Below are 16,965 nucleotides of genomic sequence, written 5' to 3'. Positions count from 1 at the left end.
CCCTCCGCTCAGAGCGTGAGGATGGCGGCCGGCAGGCCCAGCGCCTTGACGCGCGCGGCGGCCTTCTCGGCCTCGGCACGGCTGTCGAAGGGGCCCACGCGCACGCGGGTGCGCTTGCCTTCGGACGTCTGCGCCACGTTCACGTAGGTCTTGAGGCCGGCGCGCTCCAGCTTCTGCCGCGCCTCGCGGGCGCGGGCCTCGTCGGCGAAGGCGCCCACCTGGACGACCACGCGCTCGTTGGCGGTGCTGGCCGCGGGCGGCTGCTGGCCACGCAGAATGGCCTGGGCGCGCGCGGCCTCGGCGGCGTCGCGCTTGGCGGGCTCGGGGGCGGGCGCCGGCGCGGGAGCCACTGGCGCGGGCGCGGGACTGGGCGATGGCACCGGTGCCGGGCTGGGTGATGGCGCCGGTGCCGGGCTGGGCGCGGGTGCCGGGCTGGGCGCTGGCGCGGGAGCAGGCGTTGGCACCGGAGACGGGGCATGTGCCGGCGAGGGCGTGGGCGCCGGGGCTGGCCGGCTCGCGCCCGCCAGCGGCGGCGCGCCGTCGCGGGCGGGGATCTCGATCGGGATATCCACCGAAATCGGGCGCGGCTGGCTGTCGAACAGCAGCGGGAAGCCGATGACGCCGGCGGCGACCAGGATGCTGGCGCCGATGAGGCGGTGCCGCGCCCGGCGGCGCACCGCTTCGATGGTGGGAGGCGGTGCGGATGCGCTGCCCTGGGAGCCGGAGCGTGAGCTGATCATGGGGTCGCGAGGGCCTGGGTCGGCACGGTTCAGGCGGCGAGGTGCGGGGCCGCGAGTTTCGGCAATCCGTCCTGCAGCACACCACCGACGGTGTAGAACGAGCCAAAGACCACGATTCTATCAGCGGGGTCCACCGCGCCCAGGGCCGCGGCCAATGCCTCGCGCGGGCTGGCGTGGGTGCTGGTCTCGCGTGGGATGGCGCCGGGCAGGGCCTCTACCAGGGGCCGCAGATCCGCGGCCCGGCTCGCGCGCGGCAGGGGAAGATCGGTGAGGTACCAACGGTCGATCAGCGGGGCGATGCGGGCGAGCATGGTGTTCAGGTCCTTGTCGGCCATGGCGCCGAACACCGCGTGCGTGCGCGGGTAGAAACCCATGGCGTCCAGGTTGACGGCGAGCGCGGCCACCGAGTGCGGGTTGTGCGCCACGTCGAGCACCAGCGTGGGCCGCCCGGGCACGATCTGGAAACGCCCGGGCAACTCCACCAGCACGAAGCCGGTGCGCACGGCCTGGGCCGTGACGGGCAGGCGAGCGCGCAGGGTTTCGATGGCGGCGAGCACGCCGGCCGCGTTGAGCAGTTGGTTGGCGCCGCGCAGCGCCGGGTAGGCCAGTCCGCTGTAGCGCCGCCCGCCACGCGAGGGGTGCGTGGCCCAGCCCCATTGCTGCTGGTCGCCCGCGACGTGGAAGTCGACGCCCACGCGCCAGAGGTCCGCGTCGATTTCGCGGGCGTGGTCGATCACGCTCTGCGGCACCGCCGGGTCGCTCACCACCACGGGGCGGCCGGTGCGCATGATGCCGGCCTTCTCGCGGCCGATGCTCTCGCGGTCGGGGCCCAGCAGGGCCATGTGGTCGAGGTCGATGCTGGTGATGACGGCGCAGTCGGCGTCGAGGATGTTGACCGCGTCGAGCCGGCCGCCCAGGCCGACTTCGAGGATGGCCACGTCCACCGACGCGCGCGAGATGGTGCGCAGGATGGCCAGCGTGGTGAACTCGAAGTAGGTCAGGCTCACTTCGGCCTCGCCGCCCTGCCCGCGCCGCGCCACGTCCACCTCGGCCATGGCGGGCACGAGTTCCTCGGCCGACACCACCTCGCCCGCGATGCGGCAGCGCTCCTCGAAATGCACCAGGTGCGGCGAGGTGTACACGCCCGTGCGATAGCCCGACTGCGTGTAGACGGACTCCAGCATGGCGCAGGTGCTGCCCTTGCCGTTGGTGCCGGCCACGGTGATCACCGGGCAGTTCAGTTGCAGGCCCATGCGCCGCGCCACGGTCTGCACGCGCTCCAGGCCCATGTCGATGGCCTGCGGGTGCAGGCGCTCGGCGTGGGCGAGCCAGTCGGCCAGCGTCACGGGATGGTCGGGAACGGGGATCTCAAGCATCCCGCGATTGTCCCACCCACCTCCTGGCCCGACAGCGGTGACGGACAATCCCCGACCATGATCACGCTGCATGGCATTCCCAACTGCGACACGGTGAAGAAGGCGCGCGCCTGGCTGGACGCCAACGGCCGCGAACACCGCTTCCACGACTTCAAGAAGCAGGGCGTGCCCGAGGCCGGGCTGGACGCCTGGCTGGCCAGCGCCGGCTGGGAAACCCTGGTGAACCGCAAGGGCACCACCTGGCGCCAGCTCGACGAGGCCACGCGCGCCGCCGTGGTGGACAGCACCAGCGCGCGCCGCCTGTTGCTGGAACGGCCGAGCCTGATCAAGCGGCCCGTGGTGCAGTGGAGCGATGGCGCCATCACCGTGGGCTTCGACTCGGCCGACTGGGCCAGCCGGCGCTGAGCCGCCGCCCCGACCCGCCCGCCCCGGGGCCGCCACCTAAAATCGCGGCTTTGCCTTCACCACGCCCCCATCCCATGACCACCTCCCAGATCAGCGGCGTCACCGTCGCCACCCAGGCCAACGTCTACTTCGACGGCAAATGCGTGAGCCACAGCCTCACCCTGGCCGACGGCACGAAACAATCCGTGGGCGTGGTCCTGCCGGCCGAGCTGACCTTCAAGACCGGCGCGGCCGAGATCATGGAATGCGTGGCCGGCGGCTGCGAATACCGGCTTGCAGGCAGCACCGAATGGAAACGCTCGGGCCCCGGCGAGCGCTTCTCCGTCCCCGCCAACAGCAGCTTCGACATCCGCGTGAGCGAGGCCTACCACTACATCTGCCACTTCGGCTGATCCCTTCAACCCCGTTTGCCCTGAGCCTGTCGAAGGGCCGCCAAACCATGGCCACCATCCTGCAACACCTGCCCACGCAACAGAAGGTCGGCATCGCCTTCTCGGGCGGCCTGGACACCAGCGCCGCCCTGCTGTGGATGAAGAAGAAGGGCGCCCTGCCCTACGCCTACACCGCCAACCTCGGGCAGCCCGACGAGGACGATTACGACGCCATCCCGCGCAAGGCCATGGCCTACGGCGCCGAAAAGGCCCGTCTGATCGACTGCCGCCTGCAACTGGCGCACGAGGGCATCGCCGCCCTGCAGTGCGGCGCCTTTCACATCAGCACCGCCGGCATCACCTACTTCAACACCACGCCGCTGGGCCGCGCCGTCACCGGCACCATGCTGGTGGCCGCCATGAAGGAAGACGACGTCCACATCTGGGGCGACGGATCCACCTTCAAGGGCAACGACATCGAGCGCTTCTACCGCTACGGCCTGCTCACCAACCCGAGCCTGAAGATCTACAAGCCCTGGCTGGACCAGACCTTCATCGACGAGCTCGGCGGCCGCAAGGAGATGAGCGAGTTCCTCATCGCCAACGGCTTCGACTACAAGATGAGCGTGGAGAAGGCCTACAGCACCGACAGCAACATGCTCGGCGCCACGCACGAGGCCAAGGACCTGGAGCACCTGAACTCGGGCATCCGCATCGTCAACCCCATCATGGGTGTGCCCTTCTGGCGCGAGGACTGCGCGGTGAAGCCCGAAGAGGTGACGGTCCGCTTCGAGGACGGCCAGCCCGTCGCCCTCAACGGCCAGACCTTCGCCAGCCCCGTGGACCTGATCCTCAAGGCCAACGAAATTGGCGGCCGCCACGGCCTGGGCATGAGCGACCAGATCGAGAACCGCATCATCGAGGCCAAGAGCCGCGGCATCTACGAGGCCCCCGGCCTGGCGCTGCTGTTCATCGCCTACGAGCGCCTGGTCACCGGCATCCACAACGAAGACACGATCGAGCAGTACCGCATCAACGGCCTCAAGCTCGGCCGCCTGCTGTACCAGGGCCGCTGGTTCGACCCGCAGGCCATCATGCTGCGCGAATCGGCCCAGCGCTGGGTGGCGCGCGCCATCACGGGCGAGGTCACGGTCGAGCTGCGCCGCGGCAACGACTACTCCATCCTCAACACCGAGAGTCCCAACCTCACCTATGCGCCCGAGCGGCTGTCGATGGAGAAGGTGGAGGACGCGCCCTTCACGCCGCTGGACCGCATCGGCCAGCTCACCATGCGCAACCTGGACATCACCGACACGCGCGGCAAGCTGGGTGTGTACACGCGCAGCGGCCTGCTCCAGGGCGGCGACGGCGTGGACATGCTCAAGCTGGGCAAGGACTGAGGCGAATCCACCGCTCCGTTCGAAGGGCTCGCCAGTTGGCGGGCCCTTTTTTGTTGGCCACCATCCGGCCAGCGCCGCGTTCAGACGCGCAGCAGGCCCCGAAACCCGCGCGAGGCGTAGTAGGACTGCACGCCGTTGTGGTACGTGAACACCCGCCCGAAGCGGCGATCACAGAACAGCCCCCCGCCGAGCGCGCGGATCTCCTTCGGCGCGACCACCCAACTCGAGGTCTTCAGGTCGAATTCGCCCAGCTCCTGCAGTTGGCGGTACTGCGCCTCGTCAAGCATCTCGATGCCCATCTCGTCGGCCAGGCCCACGGCGCTGCCCTGCGGCTTGTTCTCCTTGCGCGCGGTCAGGGCCTCGCGGTCGTAGCACAGGCTGCGGCGGCCCGTGGGGGTTTCCGGCGAGCAGTCGCAGAAGAGAAACGGCCCCGAGGATTTCTCGCGACCGATGACGTCCGGCTCGCCGCCCGTGGCCTCCATCTGGCGCAAGGACTCCAGCGCCTTCGGGTTCTTCTCCAGCCGCGCGCGCACCTCTGCCCAATCCAGGCCCTTGTGGCGCTCGGAATGCTTCTCGAAGCGGGTCTTCAGCGTCTGCAGCAGTTGTTCGCGTTCGGTCGTCTTCATGGTGGTGTTGCCCTTCATTGCCTCAGGATCTTTTCCATGGCCTTGCCCTTGGCCAGCTCGTCGATCAGCTTGTCCAGGTAGCGGATCTTGCGCATCAGCGGGTCCTCGACTTCCTCCACCCGGACCCCGCAGACCACGCCCTTGATGAGCGCGGTGTTCGGGTGCATGCGCGGCGCCTCGGCAAAGAAGGTCTCCAGGTCGTTCTCGCCCTCGACCTGCTGGCGCAGACCTGCCGCGTCGTAACCGGTCAGCCAGCAAATGATCTGATCCACCTCTTCGCTGGTGCGTTGCTTTCGCTGGGCCTTCTGCACGTACAGGGCATGGATCTTCGCGAACCTGTACGAGAACACCGGGTGTCTGGCCATCGTCATGCCTCCCTGAAGTGCGTTCAGATCACCACCGGCTCCGGCTCCAGCCGGATGCCGAAGCGCTCGTACACGCTGGTCTGGATCGCCTTGGCCAGCGTGACCACCTCGCCCCCGGTGGCGCCACCGCGGTTCACGAGCACCAGGGCCTGTTTGTCGTACACGCCTGCGTTGCCCACGCCGCGCCCCTTCCAGCCGCAGGCGTCGATCAGCCAGCCCGCGGCCAGCTTCACCGTGCCGTCGGGCATGGGATAGTGCACCACCTTCGGGTCGCGCGCGATGATGTCCGCGCACTGGTCCGGCGTCACCGTGGGGTTCTTGAAGAAGCTGCCGGCATTGCCGATCACCGCCGGGTCCGGCAGCTTGGCGCGGCGGATGGCGCAGATCCAGTCGAAGATCGTCTGCGCGTCCGGGGCCGTGTTGCCCGTCTCGGCGATCTTGCGCTCCAGGTCCGCATAGCCCAGCACCGGTTTCCAGGCCTTGGGCAGCCAGAAGCGCACCCGGGTGATGAGCGCGCGTCCGCCCAGACCGAAATCTCGCGCGTCGGTGGGCACGTGCTTGAACACCGAATCGCGGTAGCCGAAGCCGCATTGCGCGGCGTCGAGCGTGAAGCGCTCGCCCGTGCGCAGGTCGATGGCGTCGAGCGAGTGGAAACGGTCCTGCAGTTCCACGCCATAGGCGCCGATGTTCTGCACCGGCGAAGCACCCACGGTGCCGGGAATGAGCGCCAGGTTTTCGAGCCCGGGCCAGCCCTGCTCCAGCGTCCATTGCACGAAGTCGTGCCAGTTCTCACCCGCGCCGGCCTCCACCAGCCAGCCTCTGGGCGTTTCCTCCATCAGGCGCCGGCCGGCGATCTCCACCTTGAGCACCAAAGGCCTCACATCGCCCGTGATCACCAGGTTGCTGCCGCCGCCCAGCACGAACGGGGCGGCCACGCGGGTGAGCTCGGCCCAGGGCGCGGAGGCGCGCAGCGCGGCCAGGTCGGCCTCGTCGCGGATGCGCACGAGGTGGTGCGCCTTGGCCACAATGCCAAAGCTGTTGTAGCCCTGTAGAGGCACCTGCTTCTCGACTATCATGGCCGCGATTTTCTCACCCACTGCTCCCTCGCCATGCCCTCGTTCGACACCGTCCTCGAAGCCGATCTCGTTGAAGTCAAGAATGCCGTCGATCAGGTCGCGCGCGAGATCGGCACGCGCTTCGACTTCAAGGGCACCAGCGCCGCGATCGAGTTGAAGGACAAGGAGATCACCCTGACAGGCGACGCCGATTTCCAGCTCCAGCAGATCGAGGACGTGCTGCGCAACAAGCTCGCCAAGCGCAACGTGGACGTGCGCTTCCTCGACATGGGCAAGGTCGAGAAGGTGGGCGGCGACAAGGTCAAGCAGGTGGCCAAGGTGCGCAACGGCATCGCCACCGAAGACGGCAAGAAGATCCAGCAGGCCATCAAGGCCAGCAAGCTCAAGGTGCAGGCCGCCATCCAGGGCGACGCGGTGCGCGTGACCGGCGCCAAGCGCGACGACCTGCAGGCCACCATGGCCATCATCAAGAGCGAGATGAAGGACCTCCCACTGTCCTTCAACAACTTCCGAGACTGAACATGCGGCGCGGGCTCGTTGCGGCGGTGCTGTGCAGCGCGGCCGCCATGGGCTTCGCGCAATCGGTGTCGCTCTCGGGCGTGTCGGGCAGCAAGGCCCTGGTCGTCATCGATGGCGGCGCGCCGCGCTTCATGGCGGCGGGCCAGGCGCACCAGGGCGTGCGCCTGGTGTCGGTGCAGGGTGATGCGGCGGTCATCGACATCGGCGGCAAACGCCAGACCCTGCGCCTGGGCGAGGCACCCGTTCATCTGGGTGGCGCGGCCACCGAGGCCTCAGGCAGAAGCCAGCGCGTGGTGCTCACGGCCGACGGCAGCGGCCATTTCATGCCCCAGGGCCAGATCAACGGCCGCGCGGTGCAGTTCATGGTGGACACCGGCGCCACGCAAGTCATCCTCGGCGAGTCCGAGGCCAAACGCATCAACCTCGACTACCAGCGCGGCCAGCGCGTCACCGTGCAGACCGCCAACGGCGCGGCCATCGGTTACCGCCTCAACCTCGACTCGGTGCGCGTGGGCGACGCGCAGCTGCACGCGGTGGGCGCCATCGTGCTACCGCAGCCCATGCCGTATGTGCTGCTGGGCAACAGCTTTCTCTCGCGCTTCCAGATGCAGCGCAGCAACGACCAGATGACACTCGAGCGTCGTTACTGATCGCGCCGTGATCGTTCAGGCCTGCGCAGCGGTGACGACGATTTCGATGCGGTACGCCGGGTTGGCCAGCGCGGCCTGCACGGTGGCGCGCGGCGGCGCGGCGCCGGGCACCACCCAGGCGTCCCAGACCTCGTTCATCGCGGCGATGTCGCGGATGTCGGTGAGGTAGATCTCGACCCGCAGGATGCGCGATTTGTCGCTGCCGCATTCCTGCAGGCGCTGCGCCACCTGCTGCAGCACGTCCTCGGTCTGGCCGCGGATGTCGGTGTCGCCGCGCTCGGGCACCATGCCCGCCAGGAACACGGTGCCGTTGAACACGGCGGCTTCGCTGTAGCGCGCGGCCATGCCGACGCGGGTGATGTCCTTCGGGCTCATGCCTTCTTCGCTCCCAGTTTGCTTTCCTTGCCGGCCAGCAGGCGGTTGATGTTTTCGGCGTGGCGCCACACCAGCAGCACCGCCATCACGGCCAGGCTCAGCACCATCACGCCCGGCGCCTCCCAGGCCACGCCGCCGCCCAGCAGGTAGTAGGCCGGCGCGAACACCGCCGTGACGATGGACGCCAGCGAGGAATAGCGGAAGAAGAAGGCGATGATCAGCCAGGTGAGCAGCGAGGCCAGCCCCAGCCAGGGGTTGAAGCCGAGGATGACGCCGGCCGCCGTGGCCACGCCCTTGCCGCCCTGGAACCTGAAGAACACCGGGAAGAGGTGTCCCAGGAAGGCCGCCAGGCCCACCAGCGCCACCGTGCCCGCGCCCAGGCCGAAGGGCTCGCCCCAGTGCATCACCGCGACCACCGGCAACCAGCCCTTCACCGCATCCAGCAGCAGCGTGACGATGGCCGCCGCCTTGCTGCCCGAGCGCAGCACGTTGGTGGCGCCGGGGTTCTTGCTGCCGTAGGTGCGGGGGTCGGACAGGCCCATCAGGCGGCTCACGATCACCGCGAAGGAGAGGGACCCGATCAGGTAGGCGGCCACCGTGGCCAACGCGGGATAGAGCGCTTGCAAGGGCATCTCCTCGGAGAGTTCTTTTCTATGGGTGCGCGCTGAACGCGCGCGTCATTCTGCCAGCGCGCACTGCACCGGTTTCGCACCCAGCGGACCACTCAGCACGGCGGGCTCGATGCCCACCAGGAAGCCACGCCGACCGCCGTTGATCCAGAGGCGAGGCAGTTCAAGAACCGTCGACTCCACGTACACCGGCATGGCGCGCTTGAGCCCGAACGGCGAGGTGCCGCCCACCAGGTAGCCGCTGTGGCGGTTGGCCACCTCGGGCTTGCAGGGCTCCACCGACTTCGCGCCGATCTGGCGCGCCAGGTTCTTGGTCGACACCGTGCGGTTGCCGTGCATGAGGATGGCCAGCGGTTTCGCCGACTCGTCCTGCATGATCAGCGTCTTGACCACCGCGAAGGGGTCGAAGCCCAGCACCTGAGCGCTGTGTTGGGCGCCACCGTGCTCCACGTACTCGTAGGGATGCTCGGAGAACGGCACGCCATGCGCCTTGAGCCAGGCCGTCGCGGGCGTCTCGGAAATGTGTCGAGGTTTGGGCATGCCAGGCCTTGTCGAGGGATGCCGCGGAACCGGCTTTGCCGGGCCGCTGGCATCGCCCCCTTGAGGGGGTCGCGCGTAGCGCGGCGGGGGTGATCCTTTTACTGCGCGGGGTCGCGGCTGTCCCAGCGGATCTTGTCCACCGCGGCGAGCAGCTCGGGCGTGAGCGTGGTGCCCCAGGCGTCCAGGCACTCGTCGAGTTGGGCCACCGTGGTCACGCCGATGATGGTGCTGGCCACGCGCCAGTTGGTGTAGCAGAAGGCCAGTGCCAGTTGCGAGGGCGTGAGGCCGTGCTCGCGCGCCAGCGCGTTGTAGCGCTTCGCGGTCGCCAGCGCCTCGGGCCGACCCCAGCGCTGCTTGCGCATGCTCTCGAAAATCGCCAGCCGGCCGTGCTCACCCACCAGGCCGGTGTTGTCGTACTTGCCCGTCAACAGGCCAAAGCCCAGCGGCGAGTAGGCCAGCAGCGACACGCCCAGGCGATGGCTCGTCTCGTCCAGCCCGTTCTCATACGACCGGTTGATCAGGCAGTACGGGTTCTGCACCGTGGCCACGCGCGGCAGGCCGTGCTGCTCGGCCAGGCGCACGAACTCGTGCACGCCGTAGGGCGTTTCGTTGGACAGGCCGATGGCGCGCACCTTGCCCGCCTTCACCAGCTCGGCCATGGCTTCCAGTTGTTCGTGGATGGACGCGCAGGGTTTGTCCTTGCTCGGGTCGAACACCAGCGCGCCGAAGGCCGGCAGGTTGCGTGCAGGCCAGTGAATTTGATAGAGGTCAATCACCTCGGTCTGCAGACGGCGCAGACTGCCTTCGCAGGCTTTCACGATCTCGGCCTTGCTCAGGCCCGCGTTGTCGCCGCGGATCCACGGCATGCCGCGCGACGGCCCCGCCACCTTGGTGGCCAGCACCAGCTTCTGGCGCTGGCCGGGGTGCCGGGCGAACCAATTGCCAATGATGGTTTCGGTGGACCCGCAGGTCTCGGCGCGCGCGGGCACCGAGTACATCTCGGCTGCGTCGAGGAAGTCCACGCCACGTTCGACGGCGCGGTCCAGGATGCGGTGCGCGGTGGCTTCATCGACCTGCTCGCCAAAGGTCATGGTGCCAAGGCAGACGGGGGTGACTTGGAGGGCGCTCTGGCCGAGTGAAACGGGTTTCATGCAAGGATTTGTAAATTCAGAAGAGTCCTACGGAGGCGGTATCCGGGCAGGGGTATAAGTTTAGGCGCTGGGCTACAACCCCACGTCGCCGCGCGCCGCGGCGATCTTCCGATCAACAAGAGGAGTCTCATCATGTCCAACACCGTTTCCCGATTCACCCGTGGCTTCACCGTCCTCGCGGCGGCTGCGGCGGTGGCCGTCACCGGCTGCGCCAACATGAGCGAAACGCAGCGCGACAGCGCCAAGGGCGCCGGCATCGGCGCCGCCGCCGGTGTCGTGCTGGGCGGCCTCACGGGCGGCTCCAAGGGCGCGGCGCAGGGCGCCGTGTTGGGCGCGGGCGCGGGTGCACTGGGCGGCTACATCTGGTCCACGCGCATGCAGGAACAGAAGAAGCAGATGGAAGCGGCCACCGCCGGCACCGGCATCGGCGTGAGCCAGACGGCCGACAACCGCCTCAAGCTCGAGGTGCCGGCCGACGCGGGCTTCGCCACCGGCCGCTCGCAGCTCAGCCCTACCCTGGTGGGCGTGCTGAGCCAGTTCAGCACCACGCTGCAGCAGAACCAGGCCACGCAAGTGACCATCATCGGCCACACCGACAGCACGGGCAGCGACGCCGTCAACAACCCGCTGTCCTTCGACCGCGCCAACGCCACGCGCGACTATTTGGTGGGCCGTGGCGTCTCGGCCGCCCGCATCACCACCGACGGCCGCGGCTCGCGCGAGCCCATCGCCGACAACGGCACCCCCCAGGGCCGCGCCATGAACCGCCGCGTGGAGATCTACGTGGCCGAGCCGGCCAACACGGCGGCGCGCTGAGCGACTCCTGCTGTCACCTCCTTCAAGCCCGGCCGCGCGCCGGGCTTTTTTTCGCCCGGCGATTCGATGGCACCTCTTGGTGGTGGCTGGCGAGCACCTCGACGAGCCAGGCGATGCCTGCGTCCATCATCGCCACGCGGGGCGCCACCAGTTGCAGGCCGAAGCTGCCGAGTGCGACGGGTGGTTCGACCGCGACCACCCCGAAGCGCGGCCCCTGCCGCTGCACGAAGCGGCGCGGCAAAGCCGCCACCAGGTCGGACTCGGCCAACATGGCCAGGGCCATCATGAAGTTCGGCACCGTCAAGGCGACGCGTCGACGCCGGCCTTGCCCAGCCAGCACCTCGTCGACGAACCCGTGCGCGTCGCCTTGCAACGACACGACGAGGTGCTGGTTGTCGCAGTAGCGCGCCAGCGTGACACGCCGCGACAGGGGATGCCCGGCGCGCATCGCCAGCACGAAGTCTTCCTCGTACAGCAGCTGCCGATGGAAGCGCGCCGGCACCTCGGCCAACGGAAGAATCGCCAGATCCATCACACGGGACTCCAGTTCGGCGAAAGCGAACTGCCAGGCCCGCTCCGCGCTGGTTTCACCCGGCGTGGGCAGCACCTGCCGCACGCCGATGCCGACACCCGGCGCCTGGTCGCGCAGCGCCGCCATCAAGGGCGGCAGCACGACGGCCGACACGCCGTCTGGCGCCCCCAGGGTGAAGCGCCGGGTGGAGCGCGCGGGCTCGAACGGCTCGGCCACCGCGAACACATTTCTCGCTCGCGCCAGCACGTCGCCGATCGGCTGCGCCAGTTCGGCGGCGCGCGCGGTCGGCACCACGCCCTTGGGGGTGCGCAGGAACAGCGGATCGTTCAACAGGCGGCGCAGGCGACCCAGGCCGTGGCTGACCGCCGATGGCGACAGGTGCAATCGCTCCGCCGCGCGGCCCACATGCCCCTCAGCCATCACCACCTCGAACAGCGTCAACAGGTTCAGGTCCGTCCGATGAAGATCGATCTGATTCAGCATATCGCTGAAATCGTATCACTGGATTCATTCAGTCAATCACCGGACGATGCGGGCCTCGACGGTGCCTGTCGCGCCTAACCTGACCTCAAGGACCTCATCCCATGAACGCATCCCGACGCTCCTTGCTGGCCGCCGCCAGCGCCATCGGCTCTCTCGGCGCCGCCAGCGCGGTGGCGGCCTCCGACGGCACCTCGCCGGAGTCGACCGCCCAACAACTCGCCATCGTGTCCGAGCGCGCCAACGACGCCCTGATGCGTGGCGATTTCGCCCGCTACCTCGAACTGGTCTCCTACACGCCGGACTTCACCCTGATGTCGCCCTTCGGCGGGCCGCCGACCCACGGCGTCCAGCTCACCGAGGAGCGCATGGCTTCCTTCGGACGGTTCTTTCGCAACGGCAGCCTCACGCAGGAGGTGGTGCAGACCTACGCGAGCCAGGACATGGTGGTGCTGGCCGTGATCGAACGTGCCGCTCACGTGGAAGTCGGCGGCTTGCCGGCACAGGACTGGGCGCTGCGCGTCACCCTGGTGTACCGGCGCGTGGGCACGGCCTGGCAACTCGCGCACCGCCACGCCGACCCGCTGGTGGCGGGCATTAGCTTGGCGCAGTCCGCCGCGCTCGCCCGCGGCGCCACCGAGCCGCGCCCTTGATGGTGCCACCCGTGTCGCCGCGAATCAGAGCTTCGCCATCACATGCCGCGCCACGGTGTAGTCCTCCAGCGCAACCATCGACATGTCCTTGCCGTAGCCGCTGTGCTTCAGGCCGCCGTGCGGCATCTCGTTCACCAGCATGAAGTGCGTGTTGATCCAGGTGCAGCCGTACTGCAGCTTGCGCGCCACCTTCAGCGCGCGGCCCACGTCCTGCGTCCACACCGATGAGGCGAGGCCGTAGTCCGAGTCGTTGGCCCAGGTGATGGCCTCGTCGGGGTCGGAGAAGCGTGTCACCGACACCACCGGGCCGAAGACCTCGCGCCGCACGATCTCGTCGTCCTGGCGAGCGCCCGCGATCACCGTGGGCTCGTAGAAGAAGCCATTGCCCGCACGCATCTTGCCGCCCGCGGTGATCTCCATGTGCCCCACCATCTGCGCGCGCTCCACGAAACTGGCCACGCGGTCGCGCTGGCGGTCGCTGATCAGCGGGCCGAGTTCCACGCCGGCCTCGTCCTGCGTGCCCATCCTGATGGTCTTGACCGCGCTGCTGAGGTCGGCCACCAGCCGGTCGTACACACGGCTGCCCGCGTACAGGCGGCAGGCGGCCGTGCAGTCCTGCCCCGCGTTGTAGTAGCCGAAGGTGCGGATGCCCTCCACCACCGCGTCGATGTCGGCGTCGTCGAACACGATCACCGGCGCCTTGCCGCCGAGTTCCAGGTGCGTGCGCTTGAGCGTGCCCGTGGCGGCCTGCAGGATCTTGCGGCCGGTGGCGACGTCGCCCGTGAGCGCAACCATGCGGACCAGGGGGTGCTCCACCAGCGGCTGCCCCACGCTGGCGCCACGCCCGCAGACCACGTTGAACACGCCCTTGGGCAGGATGTCGGCCACCATGCGCGCCAGCAGCAGGCTGCTCAGGGGCGTCTGCTCGCTGGGCTTGAGCACCACCGTGTTGCCCGCCGCCAGCGCGGGCGCGATCTTCCAGGCCGCCATCATCAGCGGGTAGTTCCAGGGCGCGATGGAGCCCACCACGCCGATGGGGTCGCGCCGGATCATACTGGTGTGGCCGGCCAGGTACTCGCCCGCCAGCGGCCCGTGCATGTTGCGCGCCGCACCCGCGAAGAAGCGGAAGCAATCGGCAATGGCGGGGATCTCGTCCTCCAAGGCGCGTGCATAGGGCTTGCCGCAGTTGAGCGATTCGATGCGCGCGAAGGTTTCGGCGTTCGCCTCCACCGCATCGGCGATCTTGAGCAGGGCGCGCGAGCGCTCCTGCGGCGTGGTGTCGCCCCAGCTGTCGAAGGCGCGGTTGGCCGCCAGCACGGCGCGGTGGATCTGCTCGTACGAGGCCTCGGGCACCTCGACCAACAGCTCGCCGGTGGCGGGGTTGAGCACCTTCTCGGCCTCACCTTCGCCACGCACGAACTGGCCGTCGATGAACAGCTCGGTGTGCAGGCTGCTTGCGAAATCGGGGGTCTTGCCCATGGTGCTCTCCGTGTGCATGAGGGTTTGATTCAGCGGCCGGGTTCGTCGGCGCGCGTGAGGTAGTACGCCGCGAAGATCGGCAGGAAGGTCAGCGCGATGATGACCACCGCCACCACGTTGGTGACCGGCCGCTGGCGCGGGCGCACCAGCTCCTGCAGCATCCAGATGGGCAGCGTGGTCTGCTGGCCGGCGGTGAAGGTGGTGACGATGACCTCGTCGAAGCTCAGCGCGAAGGCCAGCAGCCCGCCCGCGAGCAATGCCGAACCCAGTTGCGGCAGGATCACGTGGCGGATGGTCTGGAAGGTGTCGGCGCCCAGGTCCATCGAGGCTTCGATGAGCGAGGGACTGGTGCGCCGCAGCCGCGCCACCGCGTTGTTGTAGACCACCACCACGCAGAACGTGGCGTGGCCGATGACGATGGTCCAGAAGCTGAAGGGAATCTCCAGCGTGCTGTAGGCGCTGCGCAGCGCGATGCCGGTGATGACGCCAGGCAGCGCGATCGGCAGGATCAGCAGCAGCGAGACCGCGTCGCGCCCGAAGAAGCGCGTGCGCGCCAGACCCGCCGCCGCCAGCGTGCCCAGCACCATGGCCACGGCCGTGGCCACCGCCGCCACGCGCAGCGACAGGCCGATGGCGGCCCACACGTCCTCGCGTTCCCAGGCCACGGCGAACCACTGTGTGGTGAGCGCGGGCGGCGGGAAGACGTAGCTCTTGTCCTCGGCGCTGAAGGCGTACAGGATGATCAGCGCCAGCGGGATGTGCAGGAACAGCACCGCGCCCCAGGTCGCGGCGCGCAGGCCCCAGCCGGGCTTCGATGGGTCAGAGCGCATCGAAGGCCCCCAGCTTTTTCGCGAACCACAGGTACGCGCCGATCACCACGATGGGCACCAGCGAGAACGCCGCCGCGAAGGGCACGTTGCCCGCCACGCCCTGCTGCCGGTACACCACCTGGCCGATGAACATCGTGGAGTCGCCGATCACCTGCGGAATGATGTAGTCGCCCAGTGTGAGCGAGAAGGTGAAGATGGAACCCGCCGCGATGCCCGGCATGGCCAGCGGGAAGATCACGCGCCAGAAGGTGGTGGCGCCGCGCGCGCCGAGGTCGCCGGAAGCCTCGATCAGCGAGCCCGGGATGCGCTCGATGGCGGCCTGGATCGGCAGGATCATGAAGGGCAGCCACATGTACACGAACACGACGAAGGTGCCCAGGCGCGAGAACGACAGCGAAGGCCCGCCGATGCCCGGCGTGGCCAGCAGCGCGTCCAGCAGCCAGCCCAGGTGCAGCTCGGCCAGCACCCAGCCGATGGCGCCCTCCTTCGCCAGCAGCAGCTTCCAGGCGTACAGGCGCACGAGGTAGCTGGACCACAGCGGCAGCATCACCGCGATGTAGAGCAGCGCCTTGCGTGGTCCGCGCGCGTAGCGGGCCATGGTGTACGCGATGGGAAAGGCGATCACCGTGCAGGCCAGCGTCACCGCCGTGGCCATCAGCACCGTGCGCCAGACCACGTCGAGGTTGGCGGGATCGAACAGGTCGCGGAAGTTCTGCAGCGTGAGCGTGGAGCGGTCCACCACGCCGGAGAACTCGTCGAGCGCGAAGAAGCTGTTGGCCAGCAGCGCGAACAGCGAGCCCAGGTAGACCACGCCGAACCACAGCAGCGGAGGCACCAGCAGCGCGGCCAATGCAAGACCGCGGTGGCAGTACAGCGCGTCCGACAGGCGCCGCAGCGCGCCCCGGCGGGCCGGCTGCGCGATCGGCAGCGTCGCGGCCATGGTCATGAAACGTCCAGAGGGTGCACCGCGTCCGCCGCCCAGCGCAGCCCCACCCGCGTACCCGGCGCTGGCAGCAAGGGGTGCTGCTCGGGGCTCAGGTCCACCGCCAGCGCCTCACCGCCGCAGTCGACGCGCAGGCGCGAGAAGGCACCGAAGTACATCGCGTCGACCACCGTGCCCTGCACCTGGGCGCCGGCCTCGTCGACCAGGTGGATGCGCTCGGGCCGCAGCATGGCGCTGGACAGACCGGTGAGCGATTGCGCGCGCGGGCCGTCCAGCACGTTGGCCGCGCCCACGAACTCGGCCACGAAGCGCGTGGCCGGCTGGTTGTAGATGGCCGATGGCGCGCCCACCTGCTCCAGGCGGCCGTTGTTGAACACGCCGATGCGGTCGCTCATCGACAAGGCCTCGTGCTGGTCGTGCGTGATGAAGAGGAAGGTGATGCCCAACTGGCGCTGCAGCGCCTTCAACTCGGTCTGCATCTGCTCGCGCAGCTTCAGGTCCAGCGCGCCCAGGGGTTCATCGAGCAGCAGCACCTGCGGCCGGTTGATGAGCGCGCGCGCCAGGGCCACGCGCTGGCGCTGGCCACCCGACAGTTGCCCGGGCCGGCGCGCGCCCACGCCGGGCAGGCGCACCAGGGCCAGCATCTCCTCCGCGCGGCGGTGGCGCTCGGCCTTGTCCACGCCCTGCACCATCAGACCGTAGGCCACGTTGTCGCGGATGCTCATGTGCGGGAACAGCGCGTAGTCCTGGAACACGGTGTTCACCGGGCGCGCGTACGGGGGCTGCAGCGTCACGTCCTGCCCCCCGATGCGGATGCGCCCGGCCGTGGGCAGCGTGAAGCCGCCGATCATGCGCAGACAGGTGGTCTTGCCCGAGCCGGAGGGCCCGAGCAGGGTGAAGAACTCGCCGCCCTCGATGACGAGGTCGACACCATCGACGGCGCGAACCGCCTGCGCGCCGCTGCCGAACTGGCAGCTCACGCCTTCGAGGGCGACGGCAACGGCCATGG

At 69.0% G+C, this 16,965-nt stretch carries 21 protein-coding genes; 7 read left to right on the top strand and 14 right to left on the bottom strand.

Going from position 1 to position 16,965, the window contains the following annotated elements:
- Positions 1–8: 8 nt before the first annotated feature.
- Both GTO19_RS11990 and folC read right to left on the bottom strand, forming a co-directional pair.
- Entirely contained in the window at positions 9–740 is a 732-nt protein-coding gene (locus GTO19_RS11990) for an SPOR domain-containing protein (protein ID WP_291021121.1), read from the bottom strand.
- Between the two features lie 29 nt (positions 741–769).
- On the bottom strand, positions 770–2,116 hold the full coding sequence (gene folC, locus GTO19_RS11985) for a bifunctional tetrahydrofolate synthase/dihydrofolate synthase (protein WP_291021120.1): 1,347 nt from the start codon (positions 2,114–2,116) through the stop codon (positions 770–772).
- Positions 2,117–2,173: 57 nt separating this feature from the next.
- On the opposite strand from folC, the gene GTO19_RS11980 reads away from it, so the two are divergent.
- The 3 genes from GTO19_RS11980 (at position 2,174) to argG (ending at position 4,292) form a co-directional block, all read left to right on the top strand.
- Entirely contained in the window at positions 2,174–2,521 is a 348-nt protein-coding gene (locus tag GTO19_RS11980) for an ArsC family reductase (RefSeq protein WP_291021119.1), read from the top strand.
- A gap of 74 nt (positions 2,522–2,595) precedes the next feature.
- Positions 2,596–2,913, top strand: coding sequence for a pyrimidine/purine nucleoside phosphorylase (locus tag GTO19_RS11975; RefSeq protein WP_291021118.1), 318 nt, complete (start codon positions 2,596–2,598; stop codon positions 2,911–2,913).
- A gap of 47 nt (positions 2,914–2,960) precedes the next feature.
- Positions 2,961–4,292, top strand: a complete 1,332-nt coding sequence (gene argG / locus GTO19_RS11970; protein WP_291021117.1) for an argininosuccinate synthase — start codon at positions 2,961–2,963, stop codon at positions 4,290–4,292.
- Between the two features lie 80 nt (positions 4,293–4,372).
- Here the strand turns inward: argG and GTO19_RS11965 are convergent, their stop codons facing one another.
- The 3 genes from GTO19_RS11965 to murB are packed head-to-tail and all read right to left on the bottom strand — an operon-like array spanning position 4,373 to position 6,359.
- Positions 4,373–4,918: a DUF4256 domain-containing protein gene (locus tag GTO19_RS11965; protein ID WP_291021116.1), complete on the bottom strand. Its 546-nt coding sequence runs from the start codon at positions 4,916–4,918 to the stop codon at positions 4,373–4,375.
- 14 nt (positions 4,919–4,932) lie between these two features.
- Positions 4,933–5,283, bottom strand: coding sequence for a DUF2200 domain-containing protein (locus tag GTO19_RS11960; RefSeq protein ID WP_291021115.1), 351 nt, complete (start codon positions 5,281–5,283; stop codon positions 4,933–4,935).
- 23 nt (positions 5,284–5,306) lie between these two features.
- Positions 5,307–6,359, bottom strand: coding sequence for a UDP-N-acetylmuramate dehydrogenase (gene murB, locus GTO19_RS11955; protein ID WP_291021114.1), 1,053 nt, complete (start codon positions 6,357–6,359; stop codon positions 5,307–5,309).
- 33 nt (positions 6,360–6,392) lie between these two features.
- On the opposite strand from murB, the gene GTO19_RS11950 reads away from it, so the two are divergent.
- Positions 6,393–6,878, top strand: coding sequence for a YajQ family cyclic di-GMP-binding protein (locus tag GTO19_RS11950; protein ID WP_291021113.1), 486 nt, complete (start codon positions 6,393–6,395; stop codon positions 6,876–6,878).
- A gap of 2 nt (positions 6,879–6,880) precedes the next feature.
- On the top strand, positions 6,881–7,528 hold the full coding sequence (locus tag GTO19_RS11945) for a TIGR02281 family clan AA aspartic protease (protein WP_291021112.1): 648 nt from the start codon (positions 6,881–6,883) through the stop codon (positions 7,526–7,528).
- Positions 7,529–7,543: 15 nt separating this feature from the next.
- On the opposite strand, the gene GTO19_RS11940 is transcribed toward GTO19_RS11945, so the two are convergent.
- From GTO19_RS11940 to GTO19_RS11925, 4 genes are all read right to left on the bottom strand, one after another.
- Positions 7,544–7,903, bottom strand: coding sequence for a RidA family protein (locus GTO19_RS11940; protein WP_291021111.1), 360 nt, complete (start codon positions 7,901–7,903; stop codon positions 7,544–7,546).
- Positions 7,900–8,529: a glycerol-3-phosphate 1-O-acyltransferase PlsY gene (plsY, locus tag GTO19_RS11935; RefSeq protein WP_291021110.1), complete on the bottom strand. Its 630-nt coding sequence runs from the start codon at positions 8,527–8,529 to the stop codon at positions 7,900–7,902. The genes GTO19_RS11940 and plsY overlap by 4 nt, the downstream gene beginning before the upstream one ends.
- A gap of 51 nt (positions 8,530–8,580) precedes the next feature.
- Entirely contained in the window at positions 8,581–9,072 is a 492-nt protein-coding gene (locus GTO19_RS11930; protein WP_291021109.1) for an aminoacyl-tRNA deacylase, read from the bottom strand.
- A 98-nt stretch (positions 9,073–9,170) separates the two neighbouring features.
- On the bottom strand, positions 9,171–10,223 hold the full coding sequence (locus GTO19_RS11925) for an aldo/keto reductase (protein WP_291021108.1): 1,053 nt from the start codon (positions 10,221–10,223) through the stop codon (positions 9,171–9,173).
- 132 nt (positions 10,224–10,355) lie between these two features.
- Here GTO19_RS11925 and GTO19_RS11920 point away from each other — a divergent pair, with 132 nt between their 5' ends.
- Positions 10,356–11,039: an OmpA family protein gene (locus GTO19_RS11920; protein ID WP_291021107.1), complete on the top strand. Its 684-nt coding sequence runs from the start codon at positions 10,356–10,358 to the stop codon at positions 11,037–11,039.
- A gap of 22 nt (positions 11,040–11,061) precedes the next feature.
- Here GTO19_RS11920 and GTO19_RS11915 read toward each other — a convergent pair whose 3' ends face one another.
- Positions 11,062–12,054: a LysR family transcriptional regulator gene (locus GTO19_RS11915; RefSeq protein WP_291021106.1), complete on the bottom strand. Its 993-nt coding sequence runs from the start codon at positions 12,052–12,054 to the stop codon at positions 11,062–11,064.
- A 101-nt stretch (positions 12,055–12,155) separates the two neighbouring features.
- Between GTO19_RS11915 and GTO19_RS11910 the strand changes: the two genes are divergently transcribed.
- Positions 12,156–12,704 (top strand): nuclear transport factor 2 family protein, encoded by a 549-nt coding sequence (locus GTO19_RS11910; RefSeq protein WP_291021105.1) that lies wholly within the window; start codon positions 12,156–12,158, stop codon positions 12,702–12,704.
- A gap of 24 nt (positions 12,705–12,728) precedes the next feature.
- Here GTO19_RS11910 and GTO19_RS11905 read toward each other — a convergent pair whose 3' ends face one another.
- The 4 genes from GTO19_RS11905 to GTO19_RS11890 all read right to left on the bottom strand — a co-directional run bounded on the left by GTO19_RS11905 (position 12,729) and on the right by GTO19_RS11890 (position 16,963).
- Entirely contained in the window at positions 12,729–14,141 is a 1,413-nt protein-coding gene (locus tag GTO19_RS11905) for a gamma-aminobutyraldehyde dehydrogenase (RefSeq protein ID WP_291021243.1), read from the bottom strand.
- 71 nt (positions 14,142–14,212) lie between these two features.
- Complete coding sequence (locus GTO19_RS11900; protein WP_291021104.1) at positions 14,213–15,013, bottom strand: ABC transporter permease; 801 nt, start codon at positions 15,011–15,013, stop codon at positions 14,213–14,215.
- Positions 15,003–15,959: an ABC transporter permease gene (locus GTO19_RS11895; RefSeq protein WP_291021103.1), complete on the bottom strand. Its 957-nt coding sequence runs from the start codon at positions 15,957–15,959 to the stop codon at positions 15,003–15,005. The genes GTO19_RS11900 and GTO19_RS11895 overlap by 11 nt, the downstream gene beginning before the upstream one ends.
- Positions 15,956–16,963 carry an ABC transporter ATP-binding protein gene (locus tag GTO19_RS11890; RefSeq protein ID WP_291021102.1) on the bottom strand — a complete coding sequence of 336 codons (1,008 nt, stop codon included), beginning with the start codon at positions 16,961–16,963 and terminating at the stop codon, positions 15,956–15,958. Before GTO19_RS11890 ends, GTO19_RS11895 begins: the two co-directional genes overlap by 4 nt.
- Positions 16,964–16,965 lie beyond the last annotated feature (2 nt).

This window comes from Hydrogenophaga sp. (assembly GCF_011772445.1).
Taxonomy (GTDB): domain Bacteria; phylum Pseudomonadota; class Gammaproteobacteria; order Burkholderiales; family Burkholderiaceae_C; genus Hydrogenophaga.
The sequence above is the reverse complement of the archived record's forward strand: the minus strand, read 5'-3'. Positions and strand labels throughout refer to the sequence as shown.

What these genes read in the sequence shown, in the direction of transcription:
- GTO19_RS11990 (WP_291021121.1), bottom strand. Translation starts at nt 740, where the DNA reads ATGATCAGCTCACGCTCCGGCTCCCAGGGCAGCGCATCCGCACCGCCT.
- folC (WP_291021120.1), bottom strand. Translation starts at nt 2,116, where the DNA reads ATGCTTGAGATCCCCGTTCCCGACCATCCCGTGACGCTGGCCGACTGG.
- GTO19_RS11980 (WP_291021119.1), top strand. Translation starts at nt 2,174, where the DNA reads ATGATCACGCTGCATGGCATTCCCAACTGCGACACGGTGAAGAAGGCG.
- GTO19_RS11975 (WP_291021118.1), top strand. Translation starts at nt 2,596, where the DNA reads ATGACCACCTCCCAGATCAGCGGCGTCACCGTCGCCACCCAGGCCAAC.
- argG (WP_291021117.1), top strand. Translation starts at nt 2,961, where the DNA reads ATGGCCACCATCCTGCAACACCTGCCCACGCAACAGAAGGTCGGCATC.
- GTO19_RS11965 (WP_291021116.1), bottom strand. Translation starts at nt 4,918, where the DNA reads ATGAAGACGACCGAACGCGAACAACTGCTGCAGACGCTGAAGACCCGC.
- GTO19_RS11960 (WP_291021115.1), bottom strand. Translation starts at nt 5,283, where the DNA reads ATGGCCAGACACCCGGTGTTCTCGTACAGGTTCGCGAAGATCCATGCC.
- murB (WP_291021114.1), bottom strand. Translation starts at nt 6,359, where the DNA reads ATGATAGTCGAGAAGCAGGTGCCTCTACAGGGCTACAACAGCTTTGGC.
- GTO19_RS11950 (WP_291021113.1), top strand. Translation starts at nt 6,393, where the DNA reads ATGCCCTCGTTCGACACCGTCCTCGAAGCCGATCTCGTTGAAGTCAAG.
- GTO19_RS11945 (WP_291021112.1), top strand. Translation starts at nt 6,881, where the DNA reads ATGCGGCGCGGGCTCGTTGCGGCGGTGCTGTGCAGCGCGGCCGCCATG.
- GTO19_RS11940 (WP_291021111.1), bottom strand. Translation starts at nt 7,903, where the DNA reads ATGAGCCCGAAGGACATCACCCGCGTCGGCATGGCCGCGCGCTACAGC.
- GTO19_RS11930 (WP_291021109.1), bottom strand. Translation starts at nt 9,072, where the DNA reads ATGCCCAAACCTCGACACATTTCCGAGACGCCCGCGACGGCCTGGCTC.
- GTO19_RS11925 (WP_291021108.1), bottom strand. Translation starts at nt 10,223, where the DNA reads ATGAAACCCGTTTCACTCGGCCAGAGCGCCCTCCAAGTCACCCCCGTC.
- GTO19_RS11920 (WP_291021107.1), top strand. Translation starts at nt 10,356, where the DNA reads ATGTCCAACACCGTTTCCCGATTCACCCGTGGCTTCACCGTCCTCGCG.
- GTO19_RS11915 (WP_291021106.1), bottom strand. Translation starts at nt 12,054, where the DNA reads ATGCTGAATCAGATCGATCTTCATCGGACGGACCTGAACCTGTTGACG.
- GTO19_RS11910 (WP_291021105.1), top strand. Translation starts at nt 12,156, where the DNA reads ATGAACGCATCCCGACGCTCCTTGCTGGCCGCCGCCAGCGCCATCGGC.
- GTO19_RS11900 (WP_291021104.1), bottom strand. Translation starts at nt 15,013, where the DNA reads ATGCGCTCTGACCCATCGAAGCCCGGCTGGGGCCTGCGCGCCGCGACC.
- GTO19_RS11895 (WP_291021103.1), bottom strand. Translation starts at nt 15,959, where the DNA reads ATGACCATGGCCGCGACGCTGCCGATCGCGCAGCCGGCCCGCCGGGGC.
- GTO19_RS11890 (WP_291021102.1), bottom strand. Translation starts at nt 16,963, where the DNA reads ATGGCCGTTGCCGTCGCCCTCGAAGGCGTGAGCTGCCAGTTCGGCAGC.